The following is a 23,050-nucleotide window of genomic DNA, read 5'->3' as shown; positions in this document are numbered from 1 at the left end:
CGCTGAGCAGCGTCGGCTCCAGCGAGTCGACAGCGGCGGCCATGCCCGGCCGCCGCGCCACGCTCGGAACGCAGCGACATTCCCGATCAGCACTGACCCTGCGCAACACCCCCGTTACCCGCAAGGGGTGTAGTGTCACTGTCAAGCTCACCCGCTTACGAGGCCCCGATGGACTCGCCCCAAGCCGCTGCACGCAAACCCCGCAGCACAACGCGGCGCAATGCCGCAATCGCGCTCGCCGTAGTCATCGCGGGCGCTGCAATCGCCGCGCTGATGAGCCGCCCGAAGCCAATCGCCGTCATCGTCGCCGAGTTGCAGCCCGGTCGTGTCGAAGCCACCGTGTCGAACACCCGTGCTGGCTCGGTCACCGCATGCCGGCGTGCCAAGCTCGCGCCGCCTGCGGGTGGCCGCATCGGCACGCTGGCGGTGAAGAAGGGGCAGCGGGTCAAGGCCGGGCAATTACTGCTGGAATTGTGGAACGACGATTTCATCGCCCGCGAACGCGTCGCCCGCGAACAGTTGCAGAGTGCCCGCGCTTCCGCACGCCAGGCCTGCACCGTTGCCGACACCGCCGCGGCCAACGCGCGCCGCGCGCAGCAATTGCGCGACCAAGGCTTCCTGTCGCCGGAAGGCATTCAGCGCAGCCAGTCCGAAGCGCAATCCACCGCCGCGGCCTGCAGCGCGGCAACCGCCCAGATCGCCGAAGCGGAAGCGCGCATCGGTGCCTCGCGAGCCGATACTGAGCGCACCGTGCTGCGTGCCCCCTTCGACGGCATCGTCGCCGAACTCAACGGCGAGGTTGGCGAATACCTGACCCCCTCGCCGCCCGGCATCCCGACGCTGCCAGCAGTGGATCTGATCGACGACAGCTGCCTCTACGTCAGCGCACCGATTGACGAAGTGGACGCCGCACGCCTCAAGCTCGGCATGAGCGCACGCATCACGCTCGACGCCTTCCGCGACCGCCACTTCAACGGCACCGTAAAGCGCATCGCGCCCTACGTGCTCGCACTCGAAAAACAGGCCCGCACTGCCGAAGTGGAAGTGCACTTCACCGACACCGCCGATGCGCAAGCACTGCTGATCGGCTACAGCGCCGACGTCGACATCATCGTCACCGCGCACGACGGCGTGCTGCGTGTTCCGACCGCAGCGGTGATGCCCGGCAACCGGGTGCTGGTGCTCGGCGGCGATGGCGTGCTGAAGGAAGTGACGTTCACGCCCGGCCTGTCGAACTGGGAATTCACCGAAGTTGCGAGCGGACTCGCCAAGGGCGATCGCGTCGTAACCTCGCTCGATCGCGCCGGCGTGAAGGCGGGGGCGAAGGCGGCAGTTGAGGTGTTGAAGAAATGAAGTCGCGCTGGCCGGCGACGCCACCCCGCGTAGGTTGGGCTGAGCTATGCGAAGCCCAACACTCGGCTTATGGCTCGCGATCTGCGTCGGCGCCGTGTGTCGGCCTTCCCTATCAAGCCGGGTCGCGCCCCGGCTGGCGCCCTACTTTCTTGTGGCAACAAGAAAGTAGGCAAAGAAGTGCCCCCCGCTTCAACGCCGCGCGCTTCGCGCACGGTCCCCTGCGCTGCTCGAACCATCGGGTGTCTGCGCAACTCGCCCTCGCTGCGCTCGGTGCTCGAACAGTGCTCGCCACCGCCGCACTGCGTGCGTCGGAACCCGATGCTTCTGCGCTGCTCGGCGTTTCAGAGGGGGAGGGAAAAGCGTCGACGTTTCTCCGTTGTCTGATTCTCGTAGCCCGGATGCTGGCCGTAGGCCAGAATCCGGGAGATGGAGTTACGCATCCGGATACGCCCGCGTCGGGTTCCGCTGCGCTCCATCCAAGCTACGAACAACCGACGACTGTTGCTCAACGGGTGGTTTTGACTTTCGGGTCCCGTCGAGAGCGCCGAGTAGCGGAGCGCGACCGGGAAGAAGGCCGAGGGCGTAGGCGGGGTTTCGCGAAGCACCGCTTCGCGCCGCTGAAGCCGGCGGGCTGTGCAAAGCCCGCCGTGGGCCGGTTTGAGCACCGAGCGCAGCGAGGGCGAGTTCCGCAGGCCCCCAGTCGTGCGAGCAACGCAGGGGAGTCAGACACGCAGTGTCTGACCGCGAACGCCGGGTCGCCTTTTCTTGGTTACTTCTTTTGGCGAAGCAAAAGAAGTAACACGCCCGCCGGGGGCGGGACCCCGGCCAACGCACGACTGCAAATCAACAACACCAACTGCAAGCCGCAATCGCGAACCCCCACACCAAGCGTTGGGCTTCGTAAAACTCAGCCCAACCTACGAAACTGTCGATCAGCCAAGGCGTGCGCATCGTGACCAAGGCCACCACGAATTTTGGCCAGCCAACACAAACAACCGCACAACGCCATGCTCCGCTTGCTCAATTGCGCCACACACGCAGCCGCACCGCCCGGCAAATCGATAATCCGCAGCGTCAACATTCCTGAATACCTGCCATGGAATATCTGCCCCACCACGCGGCGACGATCGACAGGGTGATCGCCCGCTTCGCCGCTCAAGCGGATGTCGAGGCCATTCTGCTGGTCGGCTCGATCGCGCAAGGTTTCGCGCGCCCGCAGTCGGACGTCGACGTCATGCTGGTCGTCGACTCGGCACGCTACGCCGACCGCGTGGCGCGCAACGAACTCACGCTGTACGAGCCGACGCTGAGCACCTACGACGGCGGCTATGTCGACGGCAAGTTCGTCGACATAGCCTTCATCCAAGATGTCGCGGCGCGGGGCAGCGACGCCGCTCGCTACGCCTTCAAGGACGCGCAGATCCTCCACAGCCGCGTCGAGGGTCTTCCTGCACTGCTGGCGGCGGCCGCGCGCTTCCCGGTCGAGCATGCCAGCGCGCGCCGCGACCGCTTTCTGGCCCAGTTCGAGGCCTGGCACTGGTACGCGCACGAAGCACTGGCACAGCAGAACCCTTACCTCTGCGCACTCGCCAGCAGCAAGCTCGCGCTGTTCGGCGCGCGCCTGATCCTCAATGAACGACAGCGCCTGTTCCCGTTCCACAAGTGGCTCCGTCGCGAACTCGAAAGTTGCGCAGACCAGCCGGATGGACTGATCGAACACTTCGATGCGATGTTCACTTCGCCCGGCAAGCCCGCGGTCGATGCGTTCTACGCCGCAATCAAGACATTTCGCGACTGGCCGCAGCCGGCGCAGCCGTGGCCGATGCAGTTCATGCAGGACAGCGAACTGAACTGGCGCCACGGCTTCACGCCGGTCGACGACCTCTAGGCACGAGAGCCCACACCATGCAGTCGCCACCGACACCGCTGATCCAGCTCGCCGCGATCACCCGCCACTTCACGGTCGGTGACGAAACGGTGAGCGCGTTGCGCGGGCTGGATCTGTCGATCGCGCAGGGCGAGTACATCGCGATCATGGGCCCGTCCGGCTCGGGCAAGTCGACGCTGCTGAACGTGCTGGGTCTGCTCGACCGACCCGACAGTGGGCACTACCTGCTGGACGGGCGCGATGTGACCGGGCTGGACGACGATGCGCTGGCGCGGGCACGGCGCGAGAAGATCGGCTTCGTGTTCCAGTCCTTCCACCTCGTTCCGCGCTTGTCGGCGCGCGAGAACATCGAGTTGCCGATGGTGCTGGCGGGCATAGCCCCGGCGGAGCGCGCCGAGCGTGTCGAGCTGCTTCTGCGCGACTACGGCCTGACGCAGCGTGCGGATCATCGGCCGAACCAGCTCTCCGGCGGGCAGTGCCAACGGGTGGCGATTGCCCGCGCGATGGCGATGCGGCCCTCGTTGATCCTCGCCGACGAGCCGACCGGTAATCTGGACCGACACACCGGGCAGGATGTCATCGCTCTGCTCGAAGGCCTGCAGGCCGCGGGCGCCACGTTGATCATCGTGACCCACGACCCGGAACTGGGCGGCCGCGCGCAGCGCCAGTTGCACATGGTGGACGGCGAGATCGTTCCGGAAGCCGCTTGAGATGAACGCCTTGCCACGCCGCCCCCTCCCTCAGCCACCCGACATGGTGGTGTTGCCCTTGCGCGACAAGCGCTGACGGCCATGCGCAACGCCGACCTGCTCCAGTATGCGGCGCGCGTGGTGCGCTGTGGCGTGGTGCGGACCGCATTGGTGCTGCTGGCGATGGGCATCGGCGTGGCGGCGGTGGTGCTGGTTAGCGCACTGGGCGAAGGCGCGCGGCGCTACGTTGCGGAGCAGTTCGGCGCGCTGGGGACGAATCTGGTGATCGTGTTGCCGGGGCGATCCGAAACCGCCGGCGCCGGGCCCGCGATTGCCAGCGGCGAGACGACGCGCGATATCACGCTGGACGATGCGCTCGCCTTGTCGCGCAGCCTTGCGGTGCGACGGCTGGCACCGCTGATCGTGGGGCTGGGTGCGGTGCGCGCGGCCGAGGGCGCCGACGCGCGGGTGCGCGAAGGGCCGGTGTTGGGTTCGACCTCGGACTTCCTCGCAGTACGCAACATGACGCTGTCGCAGGGCGTGTTCCTGCCCGGTGGCGATCCGCACCATGCCGCACAGGTGTGCGTGATTGGTGGAACCATAGCAGCCGAACTCTTCGGCACGCAGCCACCGCTGGGCCGCTGGTTGCGCATCGGCGACCGGCGGTTCCGCGTGATCGGCGTACTCGCCAAACAGGGCACCTCGCTGGGGCTCGACACGGACGAACTCGTAATCGTGCCAATCGCCGCGGCGCAGGCGCTGTTCAATACCGAGGGCCTGTTCCGCGTGCTGGTTGAGGCCAAACAGCGCGATCAGGTACCACAGGCGAAAGCGGACGCTGAAGCGATCATGCAGCAGCGGCACGAGGGCGAGCGCGACGTGACGGTGATTACGCAGGACGCGGTGCTGGCCACCTTCGACCGCATCCTCGGCACGCTGACGCTGGCGATCGGCGGGCTTGCGGCAATCAGCCTTGCCGTGGCTGGCATTCTGGTGATGAACGTGATGCTGATTTCGGTCGCACAACGGCGCAGCGAGATCGGGTTGCTGAAGGCGCTCGGTGCCACGGCAGCGGAGATCCGCCGCATCTTCTTCAGCGAAGCGGTGCTGCTGGCACTGGGCGGCGCCGCAGCGGGCGTGGCGGTGGGCTTGCTGGGCCAGCAGGTGCTGGTGGCGGCCTTCCCGAACATCCCGTTCGCCGCGCCCTGGTGGGCGCTGGTGGCCGCCCCGCTCACCGCCATTGTCACCGCGGTCGTATTCACCGTCATGCCGGCACGCCGGGCTGCGAAGCTAGACCCGGTGCAGGCCCTCTCACGGCGATGAACTGGGGCTAACGATGCGCACCGCCGACCTCACCCGCTTCACGCTCACCTCGCTGACGGCACACCGCATGCGTACCGCGCTGTCGGCACTCGGCGTGGCGGTGGGCATCGCTGCGGTGATCCTGCTCACCGCGATCGGCGAAGGCCTGCACCACTTCGTGATCGCCGAGTTCACGCAGTTCGGCACCAACCTGCTGACCGTGCAGCCGGGCAAGAGCCAGACACACGGCGCACCGCTCGGTGGCATCAACACCACGCGGCCGCTGTCGATCGACGATGCCATCGCGCTGCGGCGTGCAGCGTGGGTGCGCGTCACCGACCCGCTCGTGCAGGGCAACGCGGAGGTGCGTTACGGCACCCGCACGCGGCGCGTTGCGCTGTACGGCGTCGGACACCAGTTCCCGGATGCGCTGCAGATGAAGGTGGCGAGCGGCCAGTTCCTGCCGAACGACGACCCGCGCAACGCGCGCGCCTTCGCGGTGCTGGGCAGCAAGGTGGCGCACGAACTATTTGCCGGCGTGCAACCGCTCGGCGCGCATGTGCGCATCGGCAGCGAGCGCTACATCGTGGTCGGCGTGATGGCACCGAAGGGGCAGATGCTGGGCTTCGACCTCGACGACACCGCCTACATCCCGGTCGGCCGCGCGCTCGACATGTTCAACCGCGAGGGGCTGATGGAGATTCATGTCGTGTATGAGCCGACCGCGCCGGTGGACGATGTGGTGGCGAGCATCAAACAGGTGCTGACAACCCGGCACGGCGGCGAGGATTTCACGATCATCACGCAGCAGCAGATGCTGGATGTGTTCGGCACCATCCTCGACACGCTGACCTTCGCCGTGGCGGCGATCGGCGGCATCTCGCTGCTGGTGGGTGGCGTCGGCATCCTGACGATCCTGACCATCGCGGTATCGGAACGCACCGCCGAGATCGGCCTGCTGCGCGCCATCGGCGCAACGCGGCGGCGCATCCTGTGGCTGTTCCTCGCCGAAGCGGCCTTGCTCGCCGCGATCGGCGGCGTCGCCGGCCTGCTGCTCGGAGGCGGCATTGCCGGGCTGCTGAAACTGGCGGTGCCGGCGCTGCCGGTGAGCATTCCGTGGTTGTACGCGCTGCTCGCCGAAGGCGTGGCGGTGAGCGTCGGGCTGGCGGCCGGCGTGGCACCAGCGATCCACGCGGCGCGGCTCGATCCGCTCGATGCCTTGAGGGCGGAATAGCCACAGCGCCGCCTGCCGGGCGTGCCGCGCCTCGCGCGATCGCGGTAGCATGAAGCCACCCCAGCCCCGCGAGGCCGTCGATGCTGCTGCTCGCCCTGCGCCGAAGTCCGATGAGCGCGATCGCCGCCGCCGTGGCGCTTTTCGTGGTGCTGGACATCAGTGTGCTGGCGATCAACCTGTGGATCGCGCACGAGCTCGACGAAACCTCGGTCGAGATCAACCTTGCCGGGCGCCAGCGCATGCTGTCGCAGCGCATGACCAAGGCGGCGCTGAAGAACATCGCGGCGCCCGATGGTTCGCGCATTGCCGCCAGCGAAGTCGAACTGCTTGATGCTGCGGCGCTGTTCGACGAGACGCTGCAAACCTTCGCCGACGGAGGCGAGCTCACTGCCGGCGACGGCCGCCGCATCCGCATGCAGGCGATCGCTGACCCGGTCGCGGTCGAACTGCTGGCACAGGCGCGCACCCTGTGGCGCCCGATCATGCAGACAATTCGCAACCTCGGTCTGGAGGGCGCGGCGCCGGCACGCGAACAGATCGCACAGGCGCTGACGGTTCACGAGGGCGAGCTGCTGGATCTGATGAACCGGCTGACCACACGGATCGAAACGGTGTCGCTGCAACGCACGCGCATCCTGCGCGGTATCCAGACGGGCGCCTTCATCCTTGCGCTGTGCAATTTCGCGCTGGTGATCGTGCTGCTGTTTGCGCGCTACCGGGCCGCCAGCCTGCGTGGCCAACAGCTGCAGGGCATGATCGATCAGGTCGCGGCCGGCGTATGCCTGCTCGACCAACACGGTCAGGTGACCGCAGCAAACCCAGCGGCACTGCGCATCCTCGGCGAAACCGAGCAGGACCTGATCGGCCGCCGTGTCGAGCACGCACTGCACGAACAGGCGGGGGTATGGCGCGGCGAGCGCCCGGACGGCACGCCGTTTCACGTTACGCTGAGCTTCGGCGAGGTCGAGACCGAGCAAGGCCGTATCCCGCTCGCCACGCTGCTCGACATGAGCGAGCGGGTCGATGCGGAGGCGCAGTTGCGCCAGCTTGCGCTGCACGACCCGCTGACCGGGCTGCCGAACCGCCGCATGCTGGACGATCGTCTGCAGATCGCACTGGCGCAAACGCAGCGCGCACGCCACAAGGTCGGTGTCGCGATGGTGGACCTCGACGGCTTCAAACCGATCAACGACGCATTTGGCCACGCGGTGGGCGACAGCGTGCTGCTCGCAGTCGGCCAGCGGCTGACGGCCTGTGCGCGGGCCGGCGACACGGTGGCGCGCTTAGGCGGCGACGAGTTCGTGTGTGTCTTTTGCGACCTGAACGATCGCGCTGAGCTCGACGCCCTCGGCGCGCGGCTGCTCGATGCCCTCATCCAGCCGCTCGCCCTCGATCAAGTCAGCGTGCCGCTCAACGCCAGCATCGGACTCGCCCTGGCGCCGGACAACGGGCTCGACGCCGAACACCTGCTGGCCGCGGCCGATCGCGCGATGTACGCGGCAAAGATGGCTGGCGGCCACACCTTGCGGCGCGCCTCATCAGACGACCCTCAGCGCTGAAGCCCTAAAGACCGTCGCATTTTGGCCGTAAGGCTCTGTGGAATCGCCGGGAAGGGGAATCCCGCGCGAAGTCCTGGACGCTTTGCTCCGATCAGCTCAAGCAGATCCGGAGCCACTTCTTTTGGGGGAGAAGATTCATGCACAAACCACTAGCGATTGCAGTGGCGCTTGCGCTCGTACCTGCAGCTCACGCGGCAGAAGGGCGCTTCGACTGGCTCGCGGTATCGGGATTCGGCACGATCGGTGCCTCGATGACCGACGACGACAATATCGCCTTCCGCTACCCGTTCCAGAAGAACGCGAAGGCCAACCAGTGGGCGACGGACATCGACTCTCGGGTCGGCGCTCAGTTCGACATCAACCGCGGCGGCACCTTCAGCGGTGTACTGCAGGTTATGGGCCAGCAGCGTGAGGACGGCGACTTCAGCTTCGAGGTCGAATGGGCCAACGCAATGTGGACCATCAACGAGAACTGGCGCGTGCGCGCGGGCCGCATGGTCACCCCGGTATTCATGCAGTCGGACTACCAGAACGTGGGCTATGCACTGATTCCCGTGCGCTACTCGCCGGAGATGTCGGGCAACTACCCGCTTTCGCGCCACGACGGCGCCGAGGTGATCTTCGGCTCCGAACTGGGCCCTGGCCGCATTCAGTTGCAGGCCTATGGCGGCACCACGCGCTACGCGACGTCGACGCTGGAATACAAGGCCGACGCCGTGTACGGCGCCGCCGCCACTTACACCTGGAACGACTGGACCTTCCGCGCCAGTGCCACCGGTGTGAAGCTCAAGGTGGTCGGCTCCGGCGCGACCAGCCTGACGACTGCATCAAACATCATGGCCGCCGTGCCAAGCGCCGTGTGTCCGGCCTGCGCCGAGGAGTCGAAGAAGTTCGCCGACATTGTCGAAGGCGCCGATGGTACGTTCTTCGGGCTGGGTACGATGTATGACGATGGCACCTGGTATGCACTGGGCGAAGTGGGCATCCGCAAGGCCTCGGCTGCGATCCCGGACACAATGGGGTATCAACTGCTGGGCGCATACCGTTGGCGCACCCTCACACCGTTCGTATCGGTGTCCGGCTACAAGACCGACAGCAACAACCAGGCGGTATTGCCCACATCGCTGGGTGCGCTCGCTGCGGGGGTCAATGGCCTCTACGAGAGCTTTGCCACCGACCGCACGACGTTCTCGGTCGGTACCCGCTGGGACTTCTACCGCAACGTGGCCTTGAAGCTGCAAGCCGATTTCGTCGACCACAAGTACCCGGAGCGGCAAATGAGCGGCGCCTGGCCTCGGACCACGACCGGCCCCACTGCGTATGACGGCAAGGTCAATCTCTACACCGCCACGCTCGATTTCGTGTTCTAGGAGACCGCACATGACAAGCATGCGAAAGCTCTGCATCGCCGCCTTGCTGGCCGGTCTGCCGTGGATCGCCAACGCCGAAGTAGTTGTTGCGGCCGGCGCGAAATCGCCGCTCGCGGGCCTCAGCAAGGCGCAGGTCGCCGACGTGTTCATGGGCAAGGCCAAAAGCGTCGGCGGCAACCCCGCCAAGCCGATCGACTACACCGGCTCGCCGAGGGATGAATTCGCCAACGGCGTAATCGGCAAGACGCCCGACCAGCTCAAGGCCCACTACGCCAAGCTGCAATTCACCGGCCTCGGTGGCGCGCCGAAGGAAGTCGGCTCGCTCGCGGACGCCAAGAAGATGGCGGCCGATGATCCATCCGTACTGATCTATCTGGAGAAGAACCAGCTGGACGGTTCGCTGAAGGCCGTGTTCCCGTAAACAACGGGGTCGCGCAAAGAAGAAGGCCCGCAGAAGAAGGCCCGCAGATCGCGGGCCTTCCCTTTTTCGGGGGCCGGCACAGGCCCCCACGGACGACACCGGTTCAGATGCGGTACTTCGACACCGCCTCCTGCATCTGGTGCGCAAGCGACTTCAGCGCATGCGCGGCTTCCGAGGTTTGCGCAGCCGAGGCGTTGGTCTCTTCCGAGACCTGGGCGATGCGCTCCACCTGCTGTGCAATGTTGGTCGACGCGGCGCTCTGCTCGCGGATCGCATGGGAAATGTCACCCACCATGTTCACCACCTGCTCGGAACTGCTGCGGATCTCCTGAATCGCCGAGCCCGCCTCGGTGGCCTGCGTCACGCCGATTTCAACGCGGTCGACAACCCCGCGCATCTGCGTCACCGCACCCTCTGCGCTGGTCTGGATGCGGCCGATCAGGGTGCTGATCTCCTGCGTCGAGTGCGCAGTCCGTTCGGCCAGCTTGCGCACTTCGTCGGCCACCACGGCGAAACCGCGCCCCTGTTCGCCGGCGCGTGCGGCTTCAATCGCGGCATTCAGCGCGAGCAGGTTGGTCTGGTCCGCCACTTCCTTGATCACGGTGACGACCGCGTTGATGCTGAGCGCCTCAGACGCCAGCACCTCGATCTTCTGCGCCGCTTCGTGCACCCGATCGGCGATACCGTTGATCTCGCCCACCGTGCCGTTGATGACGCCTTCGCCTTGCTGCGCGCGTTCCCCCGACTGGCGCGACTCGACCGCCGCATCATTCGCACGATCAGCCACATGGTTGATGCTCACCGTCACCTGCTCGACCGTCGCCGCCATCGCGCTCGATGCGTCACTCGCCACCCGCGCGCCGTCCAGCATTTCCTGCGCAGCATGCGCCACATCACTCGCCTGCCGCGTCACGCCTTCCGACGCCGACAGGATCTCGCGGAAGCTCGCCTGCAGCTTGTCGAGCAAGCGGTTGAAGGCCTGCACCGTCAGGCCGATCTCGTCGCGGCTGCGCACCGGCACGCGGCGCGTGAAATCGAGCTCACGCTCGATCGCCTCAACCGTGCTCTCCATCGACGCCAGCGGCACCTTCACCGCACGGATCACGAACACGCCAAACACCAGCAGCACCACGATCGCTGCGAGGTTCACACCGATGCTGACGACCTGTGCGGTGTGCTGGGTGCTGTTCACGCGGGCCTCCGATTCACGGAAGCCATCGGCGTTGTACTTGGTGATCTTGGCCAGCGTCGCTTCAAGTTCGGCCGCCGCCGGCATCACCTTGCTGAACATGATCGTGGTGGCTTCGTCGGCCTTGCCGCCGATCGAGGCCTCGGCGGTGGCGTGATAGGCGTCGATGTAGGCCTTGAAATCCGCCTTCAGTTTGTCGAACAGCTTGCGATCCTGTTCGTCGCTCACCAGCGGTTCGTACTTCGCGATCAGCTTCACCCCGTCGTCTTCGGTCAGCTTGGCCTTTTCGGCGAAGGCTTTCTTCAGATCCGCGTCCTGCTCCATCAGCAGCGACAGCAGTTGCGAGCGCAGGTCACGGTAGTTGTTGCCGATGTCGCCGATCAGCATCAGGCTTGGCGCGGCATTGGTCGTGAGCATGTTGACCTCGCCGCGGATCTTCGCGAACGAGACAAAAGAGATTCCCCCTATCGTCAGCAGCGACGCTACCGCAATGGCGAGCATCAGCATCAGCCGTTTTGAAATCGACATGTTTGGTGTCCGTCTTGGTTTCAAGCGATGCGGGGCAGGCCTGCGCCCGCCATGCGGGCCCCCACCCGCGCAGCGCAGCGCTCCAGACGCAGCACCTGTGGCGCCGCGCAAACAGCCCGGGCACACCCACCCCCTTCCCGGACCGCTTACGCCCTTTCACGGCAGCGGCGCCAACAACTTTAGCGGGCACGGCAAGTCGCCCGCATGCAGTGGCACAATCCGAATCCCCACGCCTCAGGATGCTTTGCATGGCTCACCCGCTCCCTCCCCTGTCCCTGCTCGAAACGCGCATCCTCGGTGTGCTGGTCGAGAAGGAACACACTGTCCCTGACACCTACCCGCTTTCGCTCAACGCACTGGTCGCCGGCTGCAACCAGAAAACCAGCCGCGACCCGGTGATCGACGCGAGCGACGCCGAGGTGCTTGAGGCGCTCGACAGCCTGCGCAGCCACACGCTGATCATGGAAAACTCCGGCGGCCGCGTCAGCCGCTACAGCCACAACGTCGCCCGCGTGCTGCAGGTGCCCTCACAAGCGGTCGCGCTACTCACCGCGCTGATGCTGCGCGGCCCGCAGACGGCGGCCGAGCTGCGCGCAAACTGCGAGCGCCTGCATCGCTTTGCCGACGTATCGTCGGTCGAAGCCTTCCTCGCCGAACTGGCCGAGCGCCCGGCCGGTGCGCTGGTGCTGGAACTGCCGCGTGCCCCCGGCGCGCGCGAAAACCGCTGGGCGCACCTGCTCTCGGGCACGCCAACGCTGCCCGCAGCAAGCGCCGCCCCCGCCAGCAGCAGCGCGAGCCGCGATCCGCTGCTGGCCGACCGCGTCGCGCGCCTCGAAGACGAAGTGGCCACGTTGCGCAAACAGCTCGCCCGCCTGTACGAGAAGCTGGGCGAATCGCCCGACGACGCGGCGTGATCTGCCCCGCCGACGAGCTGCCCGCGGCCGCGCCGCGCCTCGCCAATCACCTGCTGCATGCAAGTGGTGGCCTGCGCTGGCACCTGAGCGCGCTGCGCCACCGGCATGGCGCTTGGCAGCCGTTCATGGCCTGTCTCGCGAACTGGCTGGCCGGCTGGCAACCGGAACGTGACAGGCTCTTGCTGGTGGGCCCGAGCGCGGGTTGGACGCTGCCCACGGCCTTCCCGCAGCGCTTTCGTGAGGTGCGTGTGCTGGAACCGGACCCGCTCGCGCGACTGACGCTGGCACAGCGCTTCGTCGACAGCGCGCCGCGCTTCGACACGCTCGATGCCTTCGCCCCCGGCGGGCTGGCCACGCTGCGCGATCACTACGCCGACCACGCCGTGCTGTTCTGCAACGTGCTCGGCCAGCTCGCGCCGGACGACGACAGTGCTGCGTGGTGCGCAGAGTTGCGCGCGACGCTGGCACCACTCGCGTGGGCCAGCTGGCACGACATCGCCTCGTCGGCGCGTGCGCCGGACCAGCCCGGCGAACAGACGATTCCCGCCGGCAGCAGTTTCGACGCGCTGCTTGGCCGCTTCTGGCAGGGCGGCAGGCTGGAAGTAACAGACCACGGCAGCCTTGCGCTCGCTGGCGGCGATGCGTTCCAGTGCGTCGATTGGACGCTGCGACCCGGCCAGCACCATCTGGTCGGCTGGGTCAGCCATACGGCGGAGGCCGCATGATGGAATGCCGCGCCGGCTGCGCCGCGTGCTGCATCGCGCCGTCGATCTCGTCGGCGATTCCGGGCATGCCGGACGGCAAGCCCGCCGGCGTGCCGTGTGTTCAACTCGACGCGCAACTGCGCTGCAAGCTCTTCGGCGACCCGCGCCGCCCTGCAGTGTGTGGTGGGCTACAGCCCTCGGCCGAAATGTGCGGGGCCGATCGCAGCCATGCGATGCATTTCCTCACGCAACTGGAAGCCGCTACGCGCAGCCCCTGAAGCCGGCACCTCAGTTGGCCCGAGCATCGCGGCCACCCGTGCGGCCACTGCGCTTCGCTTCATACATCCGGCGATCGGCAAGATCGATCAACGCGTCGACGTCCACATGGTCGTCCGGCATCAGCGCATAGCCCACACTGGCCCGCACTTCGAGCACGCGCCCTTCGAACATCAGCGGCGCACCGAGGGCAGATTGCAAGCGCTCAACCGCGGAACGCGCACCCTCGGGCGAATCGAGCGGATCGAGAATCACGGCGAACTCGTCCCCGCCGAGACGCGCCGGCAGATCGGATTTGCGCGCGCAAGCCCGCAGGCGCCGCGCGAACTCAACGATGAGCGCGTCGCCTGCGCGATGCCCCAAGCCATCGTTGAGCTGCTTGAGCCCGTCAAGATCGGCGATCAGCACGCCCAGGCGCAGATGCTCACGACCAATGCGCGAGCCCAACCCACGCAGGCGATCCATGAACAGGGAGCGGTTGGCGAGATCGGTCATTTCGTCATGCGTGGCGCGATAGAACAAGGTGTCGGCGTCGTAGTGGGCGGCATGAAACATCGTCGCCGCAACATGCCCGGCGAGCAGCGCCAGCAGGCCCTCGTGGGTCTCGGAAAAAGCGGCCACCCTGGCGGACATGGCCTTCAACACCCCCACCGTGGTGTCGCCGTAGCGCAGCGGCAAGACAATCATCGAGCGCACACCGAGCTTGCGGCAGGCCACCTTGTCCGCACGCGGATCGAGTTCCGAATCATCGCAACGCAGCGTCTCCCCCTGCGCCACACAGGCGCCCGACAGGCTGCCACCGCGCGCCAGCCGCAGCCCGAGGAAGTTGCGCGCGATGCCCGAACTGGCGCGGTAGACCATGTCATCGCCCTCGGCCAGCTCGATCGCCGCGCCGTCAGCATCGATCAGGCTCAGGGTTGCCTCGGTCACCTGCTGCATCACCCGCCCCAGATCCACGCCAAGGCGCGCGATCCCGGTCTGGATCGCGATGACCTGCAGTAGTTTTTCCGCTGTGAACATCCGCCCTCCCGGTATGCAGAAAATCCACGCGCCCCACGTTTCCTTTATAGCTGAACCACGCCATGCAGCCTTGCTGGGGTTTGATCCGATCCGGGATGAACGCAGCGCGCGGGCTGGCATAGTACGCGCATGATCCGCTACCCCGCCCCCCTGCACACTGGCGCACGTGTCGCCATCACCGCGCCTTCATCTGGCGTCGGCGCCGACTGCCATACACGACTCGACCTCGCGCTTGGATGGCTGAGGCAGCAAGGGCTGGTGCCGCTCGAAGGGCGCCACCTGCGTACCCAGCACAAACAGGCCAGCGCGCCGGCAGCGCACCGCAGCGCCGAATTGATGCACTGCCTGCTCGCGGCGGATATCGCGGCCGTGATCCCGCCCTGGGGCGGCGAGCTCGCTATCGAAGTATTGCCGCGACTGGACTGGGCTGCGCTGGAGCGCGCCGAACCAAGCTGGTTGCTTGGTTACTCCGACACATCGACCTTGCTGATGGCGCTGACCCTTCGGCTGCGCTGGGCCACCGCACACGGCCCCTGCCTGATGGATCTGGTACCGGGTCAGAACGATCCCCTGATCACCGGCCTGCTGCCCGCGCTGGGCACGATGGCGGGCGGGCGCTTCACACAGCGCAGCTCGCTTGCGTGGCAAGCCGACTGGGGCGACTACACGGTTCATCCGGAGCGGGTATTCGCACCCCAGATCCCGACCCGCTTGGCGCTGCTGGATGTGAACCCGGGCCGCGCGGTGCGCTTTTCTGGGCGCCTGATCGGCGGCTGCCTCGACACTGTACGCAACCTCGCCGGCAGCCCCTGCGGCGATGTGCCGCGCTTCGTTCGCGATGCGGGCGAGGCGGGGGCGATCCTGTATTTCGAAAACTGCAACCTGCGCCCGAGTGAATTCCTCTGTGTGCTGCAGGGGCTGAAACTCGCTGGCTGGTTCGACGGGCTCGCGGGCGTACTGGTGGGCCGCAGCAGCGCGGGCGATGTGCGCACGGCGGAATGGCTGAACCAGCGCGAGGCGCTGGTGGCGGGGCTTGCCGATCTGGCTTGCCCGGTCATTCTCGGCTGCGACATAGGCCACATGCCGCCGCAGTGGTTGCTGGTCAACGGCGCGCTGGCCGAGGTCCGCTACGCAGACGGCGCGGCGGAGATCGAGCAACGCTTCGTGTAGGCGGATCGCACCGCGCAACGGAACCACGCCGTCTCGGCCGGCGCGGCGAGGCGCCAAAGCGTTGCCCGCCGTCAGTTCGCCCTGGTGCAGCGCATCTCCGGCGCTTCGTAGCCCCACACCACGCGCACTTCGCCCTGATGTTCGGCGAGGGTCTCGTTGCGCCCCGCGTAGCGCGTGCCACTGGCGCTGGCTTGCTGGAACATCAGCGCGCTACTGTCGCCACGTTCAGCGATGAGCGTTGCGGGCTCCGTCTTGAAGTAGGTCACAACCAGCTCGTTGGCAGCGTTGCCGTCACATGCAAAACGCACCGGCCCAAGGCTGTCGACCAGCCGGTAGCGGGCCTGCAGTTCCGCGATACGGCGCTGGTACTCACCCTGCACGCAGGAGTGCACCTCCTCGCTCTTCCAGCAGTCGTCGCGCCCCTTCACCCAACCGCGCTGTTCCGCTTTCAGTGTGCTGGGGTGTTCCTGCTTCGCTCTCGCCGATGCGGCGGCGTAGACCGACGCCAGCTTGCGATCCAGCGCTGATAGCGCCGCATCGCCACAGACCATCGCCTCAATGCTGCCCTCCGCCACCTTCGCGCACGAGAACGACGGCCCCTGCGCTGCCGCCAGAACGCCGCTCGCGGCGACGAGGCCAAGCAGGCCGAGACCCGCGCCAACAAGCTTGCTGCCACGCATCGAAGACATCGTTACTTCCTTTCGCGGTCCGTTCGCGCGGAGCGCACGGTATGGGTGATGGGGTAGCGGAATCCTGCCATGATTCCCCCCAGCTGCCTTTACCGGTCAGGCCAGCCGTTTTGCGCCGCGCGCCATCATGTGCAGCACCGCCACCCGCACCCGTAACGACCCGGCAGAGCAGCCGGGCGCAACGGTGACAACTCGCAACAGAAGGAGCCAGGGAGCATGGCCATACGTATCGTCAGACTCGGCAGCCCACGTGCTGCGGACGAAGGTCTTCGCATCGGTACCGTGCGCCGCCCGCCGCGCGGCGTGCCCAAAGCGGAATTCGCGACGCAGAACTGGTACGACGTATGGTTTCCCAATCTCGCACCGAGCGTCGAGACGATGAAGCTCGGCCAGCACGCCACGACACCCGCCGAATGGGCTGCGTTCATCAAGAAGTACCGCGCCGAGATGACGACGCCCGAGGCCTGCCATTCGATCGCACTGCTCGCGGCGCTGTCGCGCGACAGCAATTTCTCGGTCGGCTGCTATTGCGAGCATGAAGCGCACTGCCACCGCTCGGTGCTGCGCGAATTGTTACTCGAACGTGGCGCGCTGCTGGCTGGCGCAGCCGGCACCTGAAAGGCGCCACGGCGCTGAACGCTCGCGGCTCTTTGATGCACGACGCATTGCGTTTCAGCCGCTTTGCTAGTGTGGAAAGATGACGGATCAACACCGTTCTGCCCGCCTGCTGTTCCTGCCGTGGATCATCCTGATCCTTGGTCTGGCCGTGACTTACGAGCTGCAGCACAACGCACGCGAGGCCAGCCGGCACGAACTCCGCGACGACTTCGAGTTTCGCGCCGCGAGCATCGCCGACACCATCGAGCGCCGCATGCGTGCCTACGAGCAGGTACTTGAAGGGGCGAGCGGCTTGTTCGCGGCATCGCCCAATGTCACGCGCGAGCAGTTCCTTGCCTATGTGCGCGCACTCAAGCCGGAAGGCAAATACCCCGGCATCCAGGGCGTCGGCTTCGCGCAATGGATCACCCCGCCGGACAAGGCCCGCCATATTGCGGCGATGCGCGCGTCGGGCATTACCGACTATGCGATCCGCCCTGCCGGCGAACGCGAGGCCTACACGGCGATCGTGTATCTGGAACCAGCGAACTGGCGTAACCAGCGCGCGATCGGCTACGACATGTATGCCGAACCGGTGCGGCGCGCCGCGATGGCGGCGTCGCGTGACGAAGCACAGACACGCATATCGGGCCGCGTCACGCTGGTGCAGGAAACCGCCACGGACGTGCAGCCCGGTTTCCTGATGTATCTGCCGGTGTACCGCGCCGACGCCGCGCGCGGCACGCTGGACGAGCGGCGTGCTGCCCACATCGGCTGGGTCTATGCCCCCTTCCGCATGCACGATCTGATGGCGGGTTTGCTCGGTACCGGGCAGGGTGACATCGGGAGCCAGATCAATCTGAAAGTCTTCGACGGCGAACGGGCCGACGCGGCGGCCCTGATGTTCGATTCGAGCCGGCAAGCGGGGCCAGCGCCAGCACTGCAGTCGACCAAAACGATGCGCCTGTTCGGCCACCCCTGGACAGTCCAGATAAGTTCCCTGCCGGACTTCGAGGCTCGCCTCGCGAGCGACACGGCCAACATCATCGCCGTTGCGGGCAGCGGCAGCAGTGCGCTGCTGGCGCTCGTGGTATGGCTGCTGGGCACCGGCCGCATGCGCGCACTCGTGCTCGCAGGCAGCATGACCGACGAGCTGCGCGCCAGCAACCTCGCGCAGCGCAGGCTCAACCGAGCCCTGCGCCTGTTGAGCGACTGCAACACCACGCTGGTGCATGCCGATGACGAGTACAAGCTGCTGGCCGAGATCTGCCGCCTGTGCGTGGATCGCGGCGGCTACCTGATGGCCTGGGTGGGCTATGCCGAACACGATGCGGCGAAGAGCGTGCGGCCGATCGCGCAGTCGGGTTACGAGAATGGCTACCTCGATGGCGTACACATCAGCTGGGACGACAACGAGCGCGGCCGCGGCCCCACCGGCACGGCGATTCGCACCGGCAAGACCTGCGTGAATCCGGACGTGCTGACCAATCCCAGCCTCGCACCATGGCGTGACGCCGCGATCCAGCGCGGCTATCGGTCCAGCATCGCGCTACCGCTGATCGGGAACTCGCAGCTGCTCGGCGCGCTGACGATCTATGCCCGCGAAGTAAACGCCTTCGACACGGAAGAGGTATCGCTGCTCGAAGAGCTCGCAACGGATCTGGCCTACGGCATCGCAACGCTGCGCACGCGCGCCGAGCACGCCGCAGCGAAAGAGCGGGTCGCGTTTCTGGCGAACTTCGATCCGCTGACGCAATTGCCCAACCGCATGCTGCTGCGCGACCGCTTCGAGCAGGCGATGCAGCTCGCCACACGGGAAGGTACGACGCTTGCGATGCTCTACCTCGATCTGGACCACTTCCAGCAGATCAACGACAGCCTCGGCCACGACGCCGGCGACAAGGTCCTGAGCGTTGCCGCCAAGCGCCTGCAGCACAGCGTGCCAGCAAGCGCCACGATCAGCCGGCTGGGCGGCGACGAGTTCGTGATCCTGCTGCCGGGGCTGCACGACGCCGCGGACGTCAGCACGCTGGCGGAGGCGATTCGCGAGGCCTTCACCGAACCGATCGCGATTGATGGCGACCAGTTGAGCGTGAGCTTCTCGATTGGCGTCAGCCTGTTCCCGAACGACGGAGAGGATTTCGATACCCTGCTCAAACGCGCCGACACGGCCGTCGACAGCGCCAAGGAAGCGGGCCGCAATACCTATCGCTTCTACAAGCGCGACATGAACCCGGATCTGCTCGCGCAGATGCGCATCACCAGCGCGCTGCCCGGCGCCTTGCGCAACGATGAATTCCTGCTGCACTACCAGCCCCAGATCGACATCACGAGCGGTCGCGTCGTCGGCGTCGAAGCCCTGGTGCGCTGGCAGCATCCGGTAGAAGGGCTGATGCCACCCGGGCGCTTCATTCCGCTGGCCGAGCGCAGCGGCTACATCGTGCAGCTGGGCGAATGGATCTTGCGTGAAGCCTGTCGGCAAGCCAATGCGTGGCGGATGCAGCATGCCGACGCGCCGATCGTGGCGGTCAACTTCTCGGCACTGCAGTTCAGCCGCGGCTGCGTGATCGACAGCGTGACCCGTGCGCTCTCCGAGTCCGGGTTGCCCGCCGGCTACCTGGAGGTGGAGCTCACCGAGTCGCTCCTGCTGCAGGATCTGGGCGCCACGATGAACACGCTGCACGCACTCAAGGCGCTCGGCGTGAAGCTATCGATCGACGATTTCGGCACCGGCTATTCAAGTCTCGCGTACCTGAAGCAACTGGCGGTCGACAAGCTGAAAATCGACCAGTCCTTCGTACGCGACATGCTCGGCGGCGCCGACGGCGCATCGATCGTGAGGGCGATGATCCAGCTCGGTCATGCACTCGAGCTGGAAGTCATCGCGGAGGGCGTCGAGACACGCGAACAGCTCGACTTCCTGCGCTCCGCCGGTTGCGACCAGGCGCAGGGCTATCTGTTCGGCCGACCCGTGGCTGCCGCCGCACTCGACACGCTGCTTCAGCGCGGCTGCGCGCAGTTGCCTTAGCAGATGGGGCGCCGCTTCAACGCGGTGCGCGATACGGCGTGCGCACCGGCACCTTGACCCATTCACCGCCCTTGAACTGGACGGTCTCACTCACGCCGTTCATGGCTGCAAGCAGCGACGCGGCCATCGACCCGCCCGCGCGCTTCGAAACGGCCGGTAGCGTCTCGCCGCCGCGTGCGCCGATCACACGCAAGCGCAGCTCGGAGATCGATGCGCGTTCGCTTTCGCTGAGCGGTCGCAGGCTGTCGGCGATGCTGCGTACCTGTGCGCGCTGACTCTCGGGCGCGAGGCCGATCATCTGGTAGATCTTGCGATCCAGCACCAGCCAGAGGAAGTACAGATGCACCGGCTCCTTGCCGCTCTTGTCCGTCAGGTAAAGCGCCTGCGCGGGCAGCCCGGCGGCAGTCTTGCCCTCGATCTGCTGCGGCACCCTGCCGTACTTGCGCGCGAGCTTTTCGGAAAACGCCTTGGCGACTTTCGGCAGGTCTTCCGCCGTGCCTTCGCCGGCCAGGCCGAAGGCGGCGATGCCATCTTTCGTCGGCGCCATCGCATTCACGGTATTGCGTGTGTTCTCGACCAGCCAGCCTTTCGGGAACACGAGGCGAAAACCCATCGCCGGGTGCACGAAGGTCTCGTCGCGCACAAGCCCTTCGGCCGGATCGGGTCCGATCAGCAGACCATCGAGGGTCTTCATGAATGCGGCCTCGTTCGCTGCGATCGGGGGCAAGGCGGCTGGGGTCAGCCTGGCCGCGTCTCGGCGCAGGTTCGCGACGCGTTCGGGTGTCGAGGGATGGCTGTCGAAGAAGCTTGGTGCGCGCTTCTCGTCCGTCATCGTCTCGATGAAGTGCTCCATGCGATCGAGAATCGCGGCGATGCCCTGTGGGTCATAGCCAGCTGCCGCGGCGAGCGGCTGGCCCAGTGCATCCGCTTCGCGCTCCTGGTCGCGGCTGTATCCCGCGGCAACGGCTTCGAAAGGTTTGCCGGCCAGCGTCGCAAGGTCGTCGCTGATGATGCCGCCCACCAGTTCGCCCGGCAGCGCCAACAGACCGAGCCGCCGCTCCTTCTTCATCTGGCGCACCGAATGGCGACGTTCGACATGCTGGATCTCGTGGCCAAGCACACCAGCGAGCTCGTCTTCCGAACGCAGCAGCGCCAGCAGGCCCCGCGACACATAGATGTAGCCGCCGGGCACCGCAAAGGCGTTGGGCTCCACCTGATCCACCACCGCAAAGTGGTAGTTGAACTGGCGGTTCGGCAGCGCTTCAGCAACCCGCTGACCGACGCGATCAACGTAAGCAGTCAGCGCCGGATCGCCCACCAGCCCCATGTTCATCGCAACCGATTGGGCAGCCTGTTGCCCCATCCGGCGGTCAACATCGGTACTCGGCATGCCGACACAGGCACCAAGCAGCACGGATGAGCACAAGGCAAGCAGAAGTCGGGTTGGCATGGCGGTCTGTCCTGAATGAGAGCTGGTAGCACCCGGCGCGAGCCAGGAAAGGCGTAAGCCGGGCTGCAGTGTAATCAATGCCCGCCCGCGCGAATACGCGGTGCGGCGGCGTGGCTAAGCCACAATGAAAACGGGCGACCCGAAGGTCGCCCGTATCCGTGCGGCGCTATCCGGGGATCAGCGCGGCAGCACCGACTGGCCCATCAGGAACTCGTCGACAGCGCGTGCAGCCTGACGGCCTTCGCGGATCGCCCAAACGACCAGCGACTGACCACGGCGCACGTCACCGGCCGCGAAGACCTTCGGCACGTTGGTCGCGTAAGCGCCCGCACCTTCGGTGCTGGCCTTGGCGTTGCCTCGGCCGTCCTTGTCGACGCCGAAGGCTTCCAGCATCGAGCCCAGCGGATTGACGAAGCCCATCGCGAGGAAAACGAGGTCGGCCGGCAGTTCCTTCTCAGAGCCCGCGACTTCCGTCATCTTCATCTGGCCGGTCTTCTCGTCCTTCGTCCATTCGACGCGCGCGGTGACGATGGCCTTGAGCTTGCCGTTCTCACCCTTGAAGGACTTGGTCGTGATCGACCAGTCGCGTTCGCAGCCTTCGTCGTGCGACGAAGAGGTACGCAGCTTGGTCGGCCAGTACGGCCAAACCAGCATCTTGTTTTCCTTCTCCGGCGGCTGGGGCATCAGCTCGAACTGCGTCACGCTCTTCGCGCCGTGGCGGTTCGAAGTACCCACGCAGTCCGAACCGGTGTCGCCACCGCCGATCACGATGACATGCTTGCCGGTCGCCTTGATCTGGTCCTTGAGCTTGTCGCCTGCGTTGACCTTGTTCTGCTGCGGCAGAAACTCCATCGCGAAATGCACGCCTTCGAGCTCGCGGCCCGGCACCGGCAGATCGCGCGGAATCTCGGAGCCCGCAGCCAGCACGACGGCGTCGAACTCAGCCTTGAGCTGCTCAGGGTCGATCGTCTGCTTGGCATCGGAGCCGACGCCCTTGGGCAGGCCGCCCTTGCCGACGTACACGCCGGTCTTGAACACGACGCCTTCGGCCTTGAGCTGCTCCAGGCGGCGGTCGATGTGAGCCTTGTCGAGCTTGAAGTCGGGGATGCCGTAGCGCAGCAGGCCGCCAACGCGCGAGCTCTTCTCGAACACCGTCACGTCATGGCCAGCGCGCGCCAGCTGTTGCGCGGCGGCAAGGCCGGCAGGGCCGGAACCGACGATCGCAACCTTCTTGCCAGTCTTCGCCAGCGGCGGCTGCGGCACGACCCAGCCATTCGCCCAGGCCTTGTCGATGATCGCGTGCTCGATCGACTTGATGCCGACCGGCAGCTCGTGGATGCCCAGCGTACAGGCCGCTTCGCACGGGGCCGGGCAGATGCGGCCGGTGAACTCCGGGAAGTTGTTAGTCGAGTGCAGCACATCGATCGCCTGCTTCCAGTCCTGGTGATAAACCAGGTCGTTGAAGTCCGGGATGATGTTGTTGACCGGGCACCCGTTGTTGCAGAACGGGATGCCGCAGTCCATGCAGCGTGCGCCCTGCACCTTGGCCTGTTCGTCGCTCAGCGTGAGCACGAACTCCTTGTAATGCTGCTTGCGCTTGTCGGCGGCTTCGTAGCCCTCTTCGACGCGCGCGAATTCCATGAATCCGGTGACCTTACCCATTTTCGTT

19 protein-coding genes are annotated in these 23,050 nt (G+C 66.3%); 14 read left to right on the top strand and 5 right to left on the bottom strand.

Features of this window, described 5'->3' with window-relative positions; all coding sequences use genetic code 11:
- Positions 1-168 precede the first annotated feature (168 nt).
- From ACE3P0_RS17155 to ACE3P0_RS17120, 8 genes are all read left to right on the top strand, one after another.
- Complete coding sequence (locus tag ACE3P0_RS17155) at positions 169-1,353, top strand: efflux RND transporter periplasmic adaptor subunit (protein WP_374403950.1); 1,185 nt, start codon at positions 169-171, stop codon at positions 1,351-1,353.
- A gap of 1,096 nt (positions 1,354-2,449) precedes the next feature.
- A complete protein-coding gene (locus ACE3P0_RS17150; RefSeq protein WP_374403949.1) occupies positions 2,450-3,241 on the top strand; it encodes a nucleotidyltransferase domain-containing protein in 792 nt (263 codons plus the stop codon).
- A gap of 17 nt (positions 3,242-3,258) precedes the next feature.
- A complete protein-coding gene (locus ACE3P0_RS17145) occupies positions 3,259-3,951 on the top strand; it encodes an ABC transporter ATP-binding protein (protein WP_374403948.1) in 693 nt (230 codons plus the stop codon).
- Between the two features lie 81 nt (positions 3,952-4,032).
- The gene (locus tag ACE3P0_RS17140) at positions 4,033-5,253 is read left to right on the top strand and encodes an ABC transporter permease (protein WP_374403947.1); all 1,221 of its coding nucleotides are present in this window, start codon (positions 4,033-4,035) and stop codon (positions 5,251-5,253) included.
- A 13-nt stretch (positions 5,254-5,266) separates the two neighbouring features.
- On the top strand, positions 5,267-6,466 hold the full coding sequence (locus ACE3P0_RS17135) for an ABC transporter permease (RefSeq protein WP_374403946.1): 1,200 nt from the start codon (positions 5,267-5,269) through the stop codon (positions 6,464-6,466).
- A 110-nt stretch (positions 6,467-6,576) separates the two neighbouring features.
- On the top strand, positions 6,577-8,025 hold the full coding sequence (locus ACE3P0_RS17130) for a diguanylate cyclase domain-containing protein (protein ID WP_374403944.1): 1,449 nt from the start codon (positions 6,577-6,579) through the stop codon (positions 8,023-8,025).
- Positions 8,026-8,162: 137 nt separating this feature from the next.
- A complete protein-coding gene (locus ACE3P0_RS17125; protein WP_374403942.1) occupies positions 8,163-9,395 on the top strand; it encodes a hypothetical protein in 1,233 nt (410 codons plus the stop codon).
- Positions 9,396-9,405: 10 nt separating this feature from the next.
- A complete protein-coding gene (locus ACE3P0_RS17120; protein WP_374403941.1) occupies positions 9,406-9,816 on the top strand; it encodes a hypothetical protein in 411 nt (136 codons plus the stop codon).
- Between the two features lie 103 nt (positions 9,817-9,919).
- Here ACE3P0_RS17120 and ACE3P0_RS17115 read toward each other — a convergent pair whose 3' ends face one another.
- A complete protein-coding gene (locus ACE3P0_RS17115) occupies positions 9,920-11,533 on the bottom strand; it encodes a methyl-accepting chemotaxis protein (protein WP_374403940.1) in 1,614 nt (537 codons plus the stop codon).
- A 248-nt stretch (positions 11,534-11,781) separates the two neighbouring features.
- On the opposite strand from ACE3P0_RS17115, the gene ACE3P0_RS17110 reads away from it, so the two are divergent.
- From ACE3P0_RS17110 to ACE3P0_RS17100, 3 genes are read left to right on the top strand one after another with little or no spacing between them, the layout of a single operon-like run.
- Entirely contained in the window at positions 11,782-12,447 is a 666-nt protein-coding gene (locus ACE3P0_RS17110; RefSeq protein WP_374403939.1) for a YceH family protein, read from the top strand.
- Positions 12,444-13,172 carry a hypothetical protein gene (locus ACE3P0_RS17105; protein WP_374403938.1) on the top strand — a complete coding sequence of 243 codons (729 nt, stop codon included), beginning with the start codon at positions 12,444-12,446 and terminating at the stop codon, positions 13,170-13,172. The genes ACE3P0_RS17110 and ACE3P0_RS17105 overlap by 4 nt, the downstream gene beginning before the upstream one ends.
- Entirely contained in the window at positions 13,172-13,429 is a 258-nt protein-coding gene (locus ACE3P0_RS17100) for a YkgJ family cysteine cluster protein (RefSeq protein WP_374403954.1), read from the top strand. Before ACE3P0_RS17105 ends, ACE3P0_RS17100 begins: the two co-directional genes overlap by 1 nt.
- A gap of 10 nt (positions 13,430-13,439) precedes the next feature.
- Here ACE3P0_RS17100 and ACE3P0_RS17095 read toward each other — a convergent pair whose 3' ends face one another.
- Positions 13,440-14,447, bottom strand: a complete 1,008-nt coding sequence (locus ACE3P0_RS17095; protein ID WP_374403937.1) for a diguanylate cyclase domain-containing protein — start codon at positions 14,445-14,447, stop codon at positions 13,440-13,442.
- Between the two features lie 129 nt (positions 14,448-14,576).
- Here ACE3P0_RS17095 and ACE3P0_RS17090 point away from each other — a divergent pair, with 129 nt between their 5' ends.
- Positions 14,577-15,617, top strand: coding sequence for a S66 peptidase family protein (locus tag ACE3P0_RS17090; protein ID WP_374403936.1), 1,041 nt, complete (start codon positions 14,577-14,579; stop codon positions 15,615-15,617).
- 71 nt (positions 15,618-15,688) lie between these two features.
- On the opposite strand, the gene ACE3P0_RS17085 is transcribed toward ACE3P0_RS17090, so the two are convergent.
- The gene (locus tag ACE3P0_RS17085) at positions 15,689-16,306 is read right to left on the bottom strand and encodes an MliC family protein (RefSeq protein WP_374403935.1); all 618 of its coding nucleotides are present in this window, start codon (positions 16,304-16,306) and stop codon (positions 15,689-15,691) included.
- 216 nt (positions 16,307-16,522) lie between these two features.
- On the opposite strand from ACE3P0_RS17085, the gene ACE3P0_RS17080 reads away from it, so the two are divergent.
- Together ACE3P0_RS17080 and ACE3P0_RS17075 are read left to right on the top strand one after the other, a co-directional pair.
- Positions 16,523-16,924 carry a DUF488 domain-containing protein gene (locus tag ACE3P0_RS17080; RefSeq protein ID WP_374403934.1) on the top strand — a complete coding sequence of 134 codons (402 nt, stop codon included), beginning with the start codon at positions 16,523-16,525 and terminating at the stop codon, positions 16,922-16,924.
- Positions 16,925-17,003: 79 nt separating this feature from the next.
- Positions 17,004-19,931, top strand: coding sequence for an EAL domain-containing protein (locus tag ACE3P0_RS17075; protein ID WP_374403933.1), 2,928 nt, complete (start codon positions 17,004-17,006; stop codon positions 19,929-19,931).
- Between the two features lie 16 nt (positions 19,932-19,947).
- On the opposite strand, the gene ACE3P0_RS17070 is transcribed toward ACE3P0_RS17075, so the two are convergent.
- Together ACE3P0_RS17070 and ACE3P0_RS17065 are read right to left on the bottom strand one after the other, a co-directional pair.
- Complete coding sequence (locus tag ACE3P0_RS17070; protein WP_374403931.1) at positions 19,948-21,381, bottom strand: M48 family metalloprotease; 1,434 nt, start codon at positions 21,379-21,381, stop codon at positions 19,948-19,950.
- 177 nt (positions 21,382-21,558) lie between these two features.
- Positions 21,559-23,043 (bottom strand): glutamate synthase subunit beta, encoded by a 1,485-nt coding sequence (locus ACE3P0_RS17065; RefSeq protein WP_374403930.1) that lies wholly within the window; start codon positions 23,041-23,043, stop codon positions 21,559-21,561.
- Positions 23,044-23,050 lie beyond the last annotated feature (7 nt).

It is taken from the genome of Niveibacterium sp., assembly GCF_041909475.1.
Taxonomy (GTDB): Bacteria; Pseudomonadota; Gammaproteobacteria; order Burkholderiales; family Rhodocyclaceae; genus Niveibacterium.
Note: the sequence above shows the minus strand (reverse complement) of the source record. Positions and strands in the feature narration are given on the sequence as shown.

Coding starts and splice junctions, on each gene's coding strand:
- ACE3P0_RS17140 (WP_374403947.1), top strand. CDS start 4,033: ATGCGCAACGCCGACCTGCTCCAGTATGCGGCGCGCGTGGTGCGCTGT.
- ACE3P0_RS17115 (WP_374403940.1), bottom strand. CDS start 11,533: ATGTCGATTTCAAAACGGCTGATGCTGATGCTCGCCATTGCGGTAGCG.
- ACE3P0_RS17065 (WP_374403930.1), bottom strand. CDS start 23,043: ATGGGTAAGGTCACCGGATTCATGGAATTCGCGCGCGTCGAAGAGGGC.
- ACE3P0_RS17080 (WP_374403934.1), top strand. CDS start 16,523: ATGGCCATACGTATCGTCAGACTCGGCAGCCCACGTGCTGCGGACGAA.
- ACE3P0_RS17125 (WP_374403942.1), top strand. CDS start 8,163: ATGCACAAACCACTAGCGATTGCAGTGGCGCTTGCGCTCGTACCTGCA.
- ACE3P0_RS17100 (WP_374403954.1), top strand. CDS start 13,172: ATGGAATGCCGCGCCGGCTGCGCCGCGTGCTGCATCGCGCCGTCGATC.
- ACE3P0_RS17110 (WP_374403939.1), top strand. CDS start 11,782: ATGGCTCACCCGCTCCCTCCCCTGTCCCTGCTCGAAACGCGCATCCTC.
- ACE3P0_RS17135 (WP_374403946.1), top strand. CDS start 5,267: ATGCGCACCGCCGACCTCACCCGCTTCACGCTCACCTCGCTGACGGCA.
- ACE3P0_RS17090 (WP_374403936.1), top strand. CDS start 14,577: ATGATCCGCTACCCCGCCCCCCTGCACACTGGCGCACGTGTCGCCATC.
- ACE3P0_RS17095 (WP_374403937.1), bottom strand. CDS start 14,447: ATGTTCACAGCGGAAAAACTACTGCAGGTCATCGCGATCCAGACCGGG.
- ACE3P0_RS17085 (WP_374403935.1), bottom strand. CDS start 16,306: ATGTCTTCGATGCGTGGCAGCAAGCTTGTTGGCGCGGGTCTCGGCCTG.
- ACE3P0_RS17130 (WP_374403944.1), top strand. CDS start 6,577: ATGAGCGCGATCGCCGCCGCCGTGGCGCTTTTCGTGGTGCTGGACATC.
- ACE3P0_RS17150 (WP_374403949.1), top strand. CDS start 2,450: ATGGAATATCTGCCCCACCACGCGGCGACGATCGACAGGGTGATCGCC.
- ACE3P0_RS17120 (WP_374403941.1), top strand. CDS start 9,406: ATGACAAGCATGCGAAAGCTCTGCATCGCCGCCTTGCTGGCCGGTCTG.
- ACE3P0_RS17075 (WP_374403933.1), top strand. CDS start 17,004: ATGACGGATCAACACCGTTCTGCCCGCCTGCTGTTCCTGCCGTGGATC.
- ACE3P0_RS17155 (WP_374403950.1), top strand. CDS start 169: ATGGACTCGCCCCAAGCCGCTGCACGCAAACCCCGCAGCACAACGCGG.
- ACE3P0_RS17070 (WP_374403931.1), bottom strand. CDS start 21,381: ATGCCAACCCGACTTCTGCTTGCCTTGTGCTCATCCGTGCTGCTTGGT.
- ACE3P0_RS17145 (WP_374403948.1), top strand. CDS start 3,259: ATGCAGTCGCCACCGACACCGCTGATCCAGCTCGCCGCGATCACCCGC.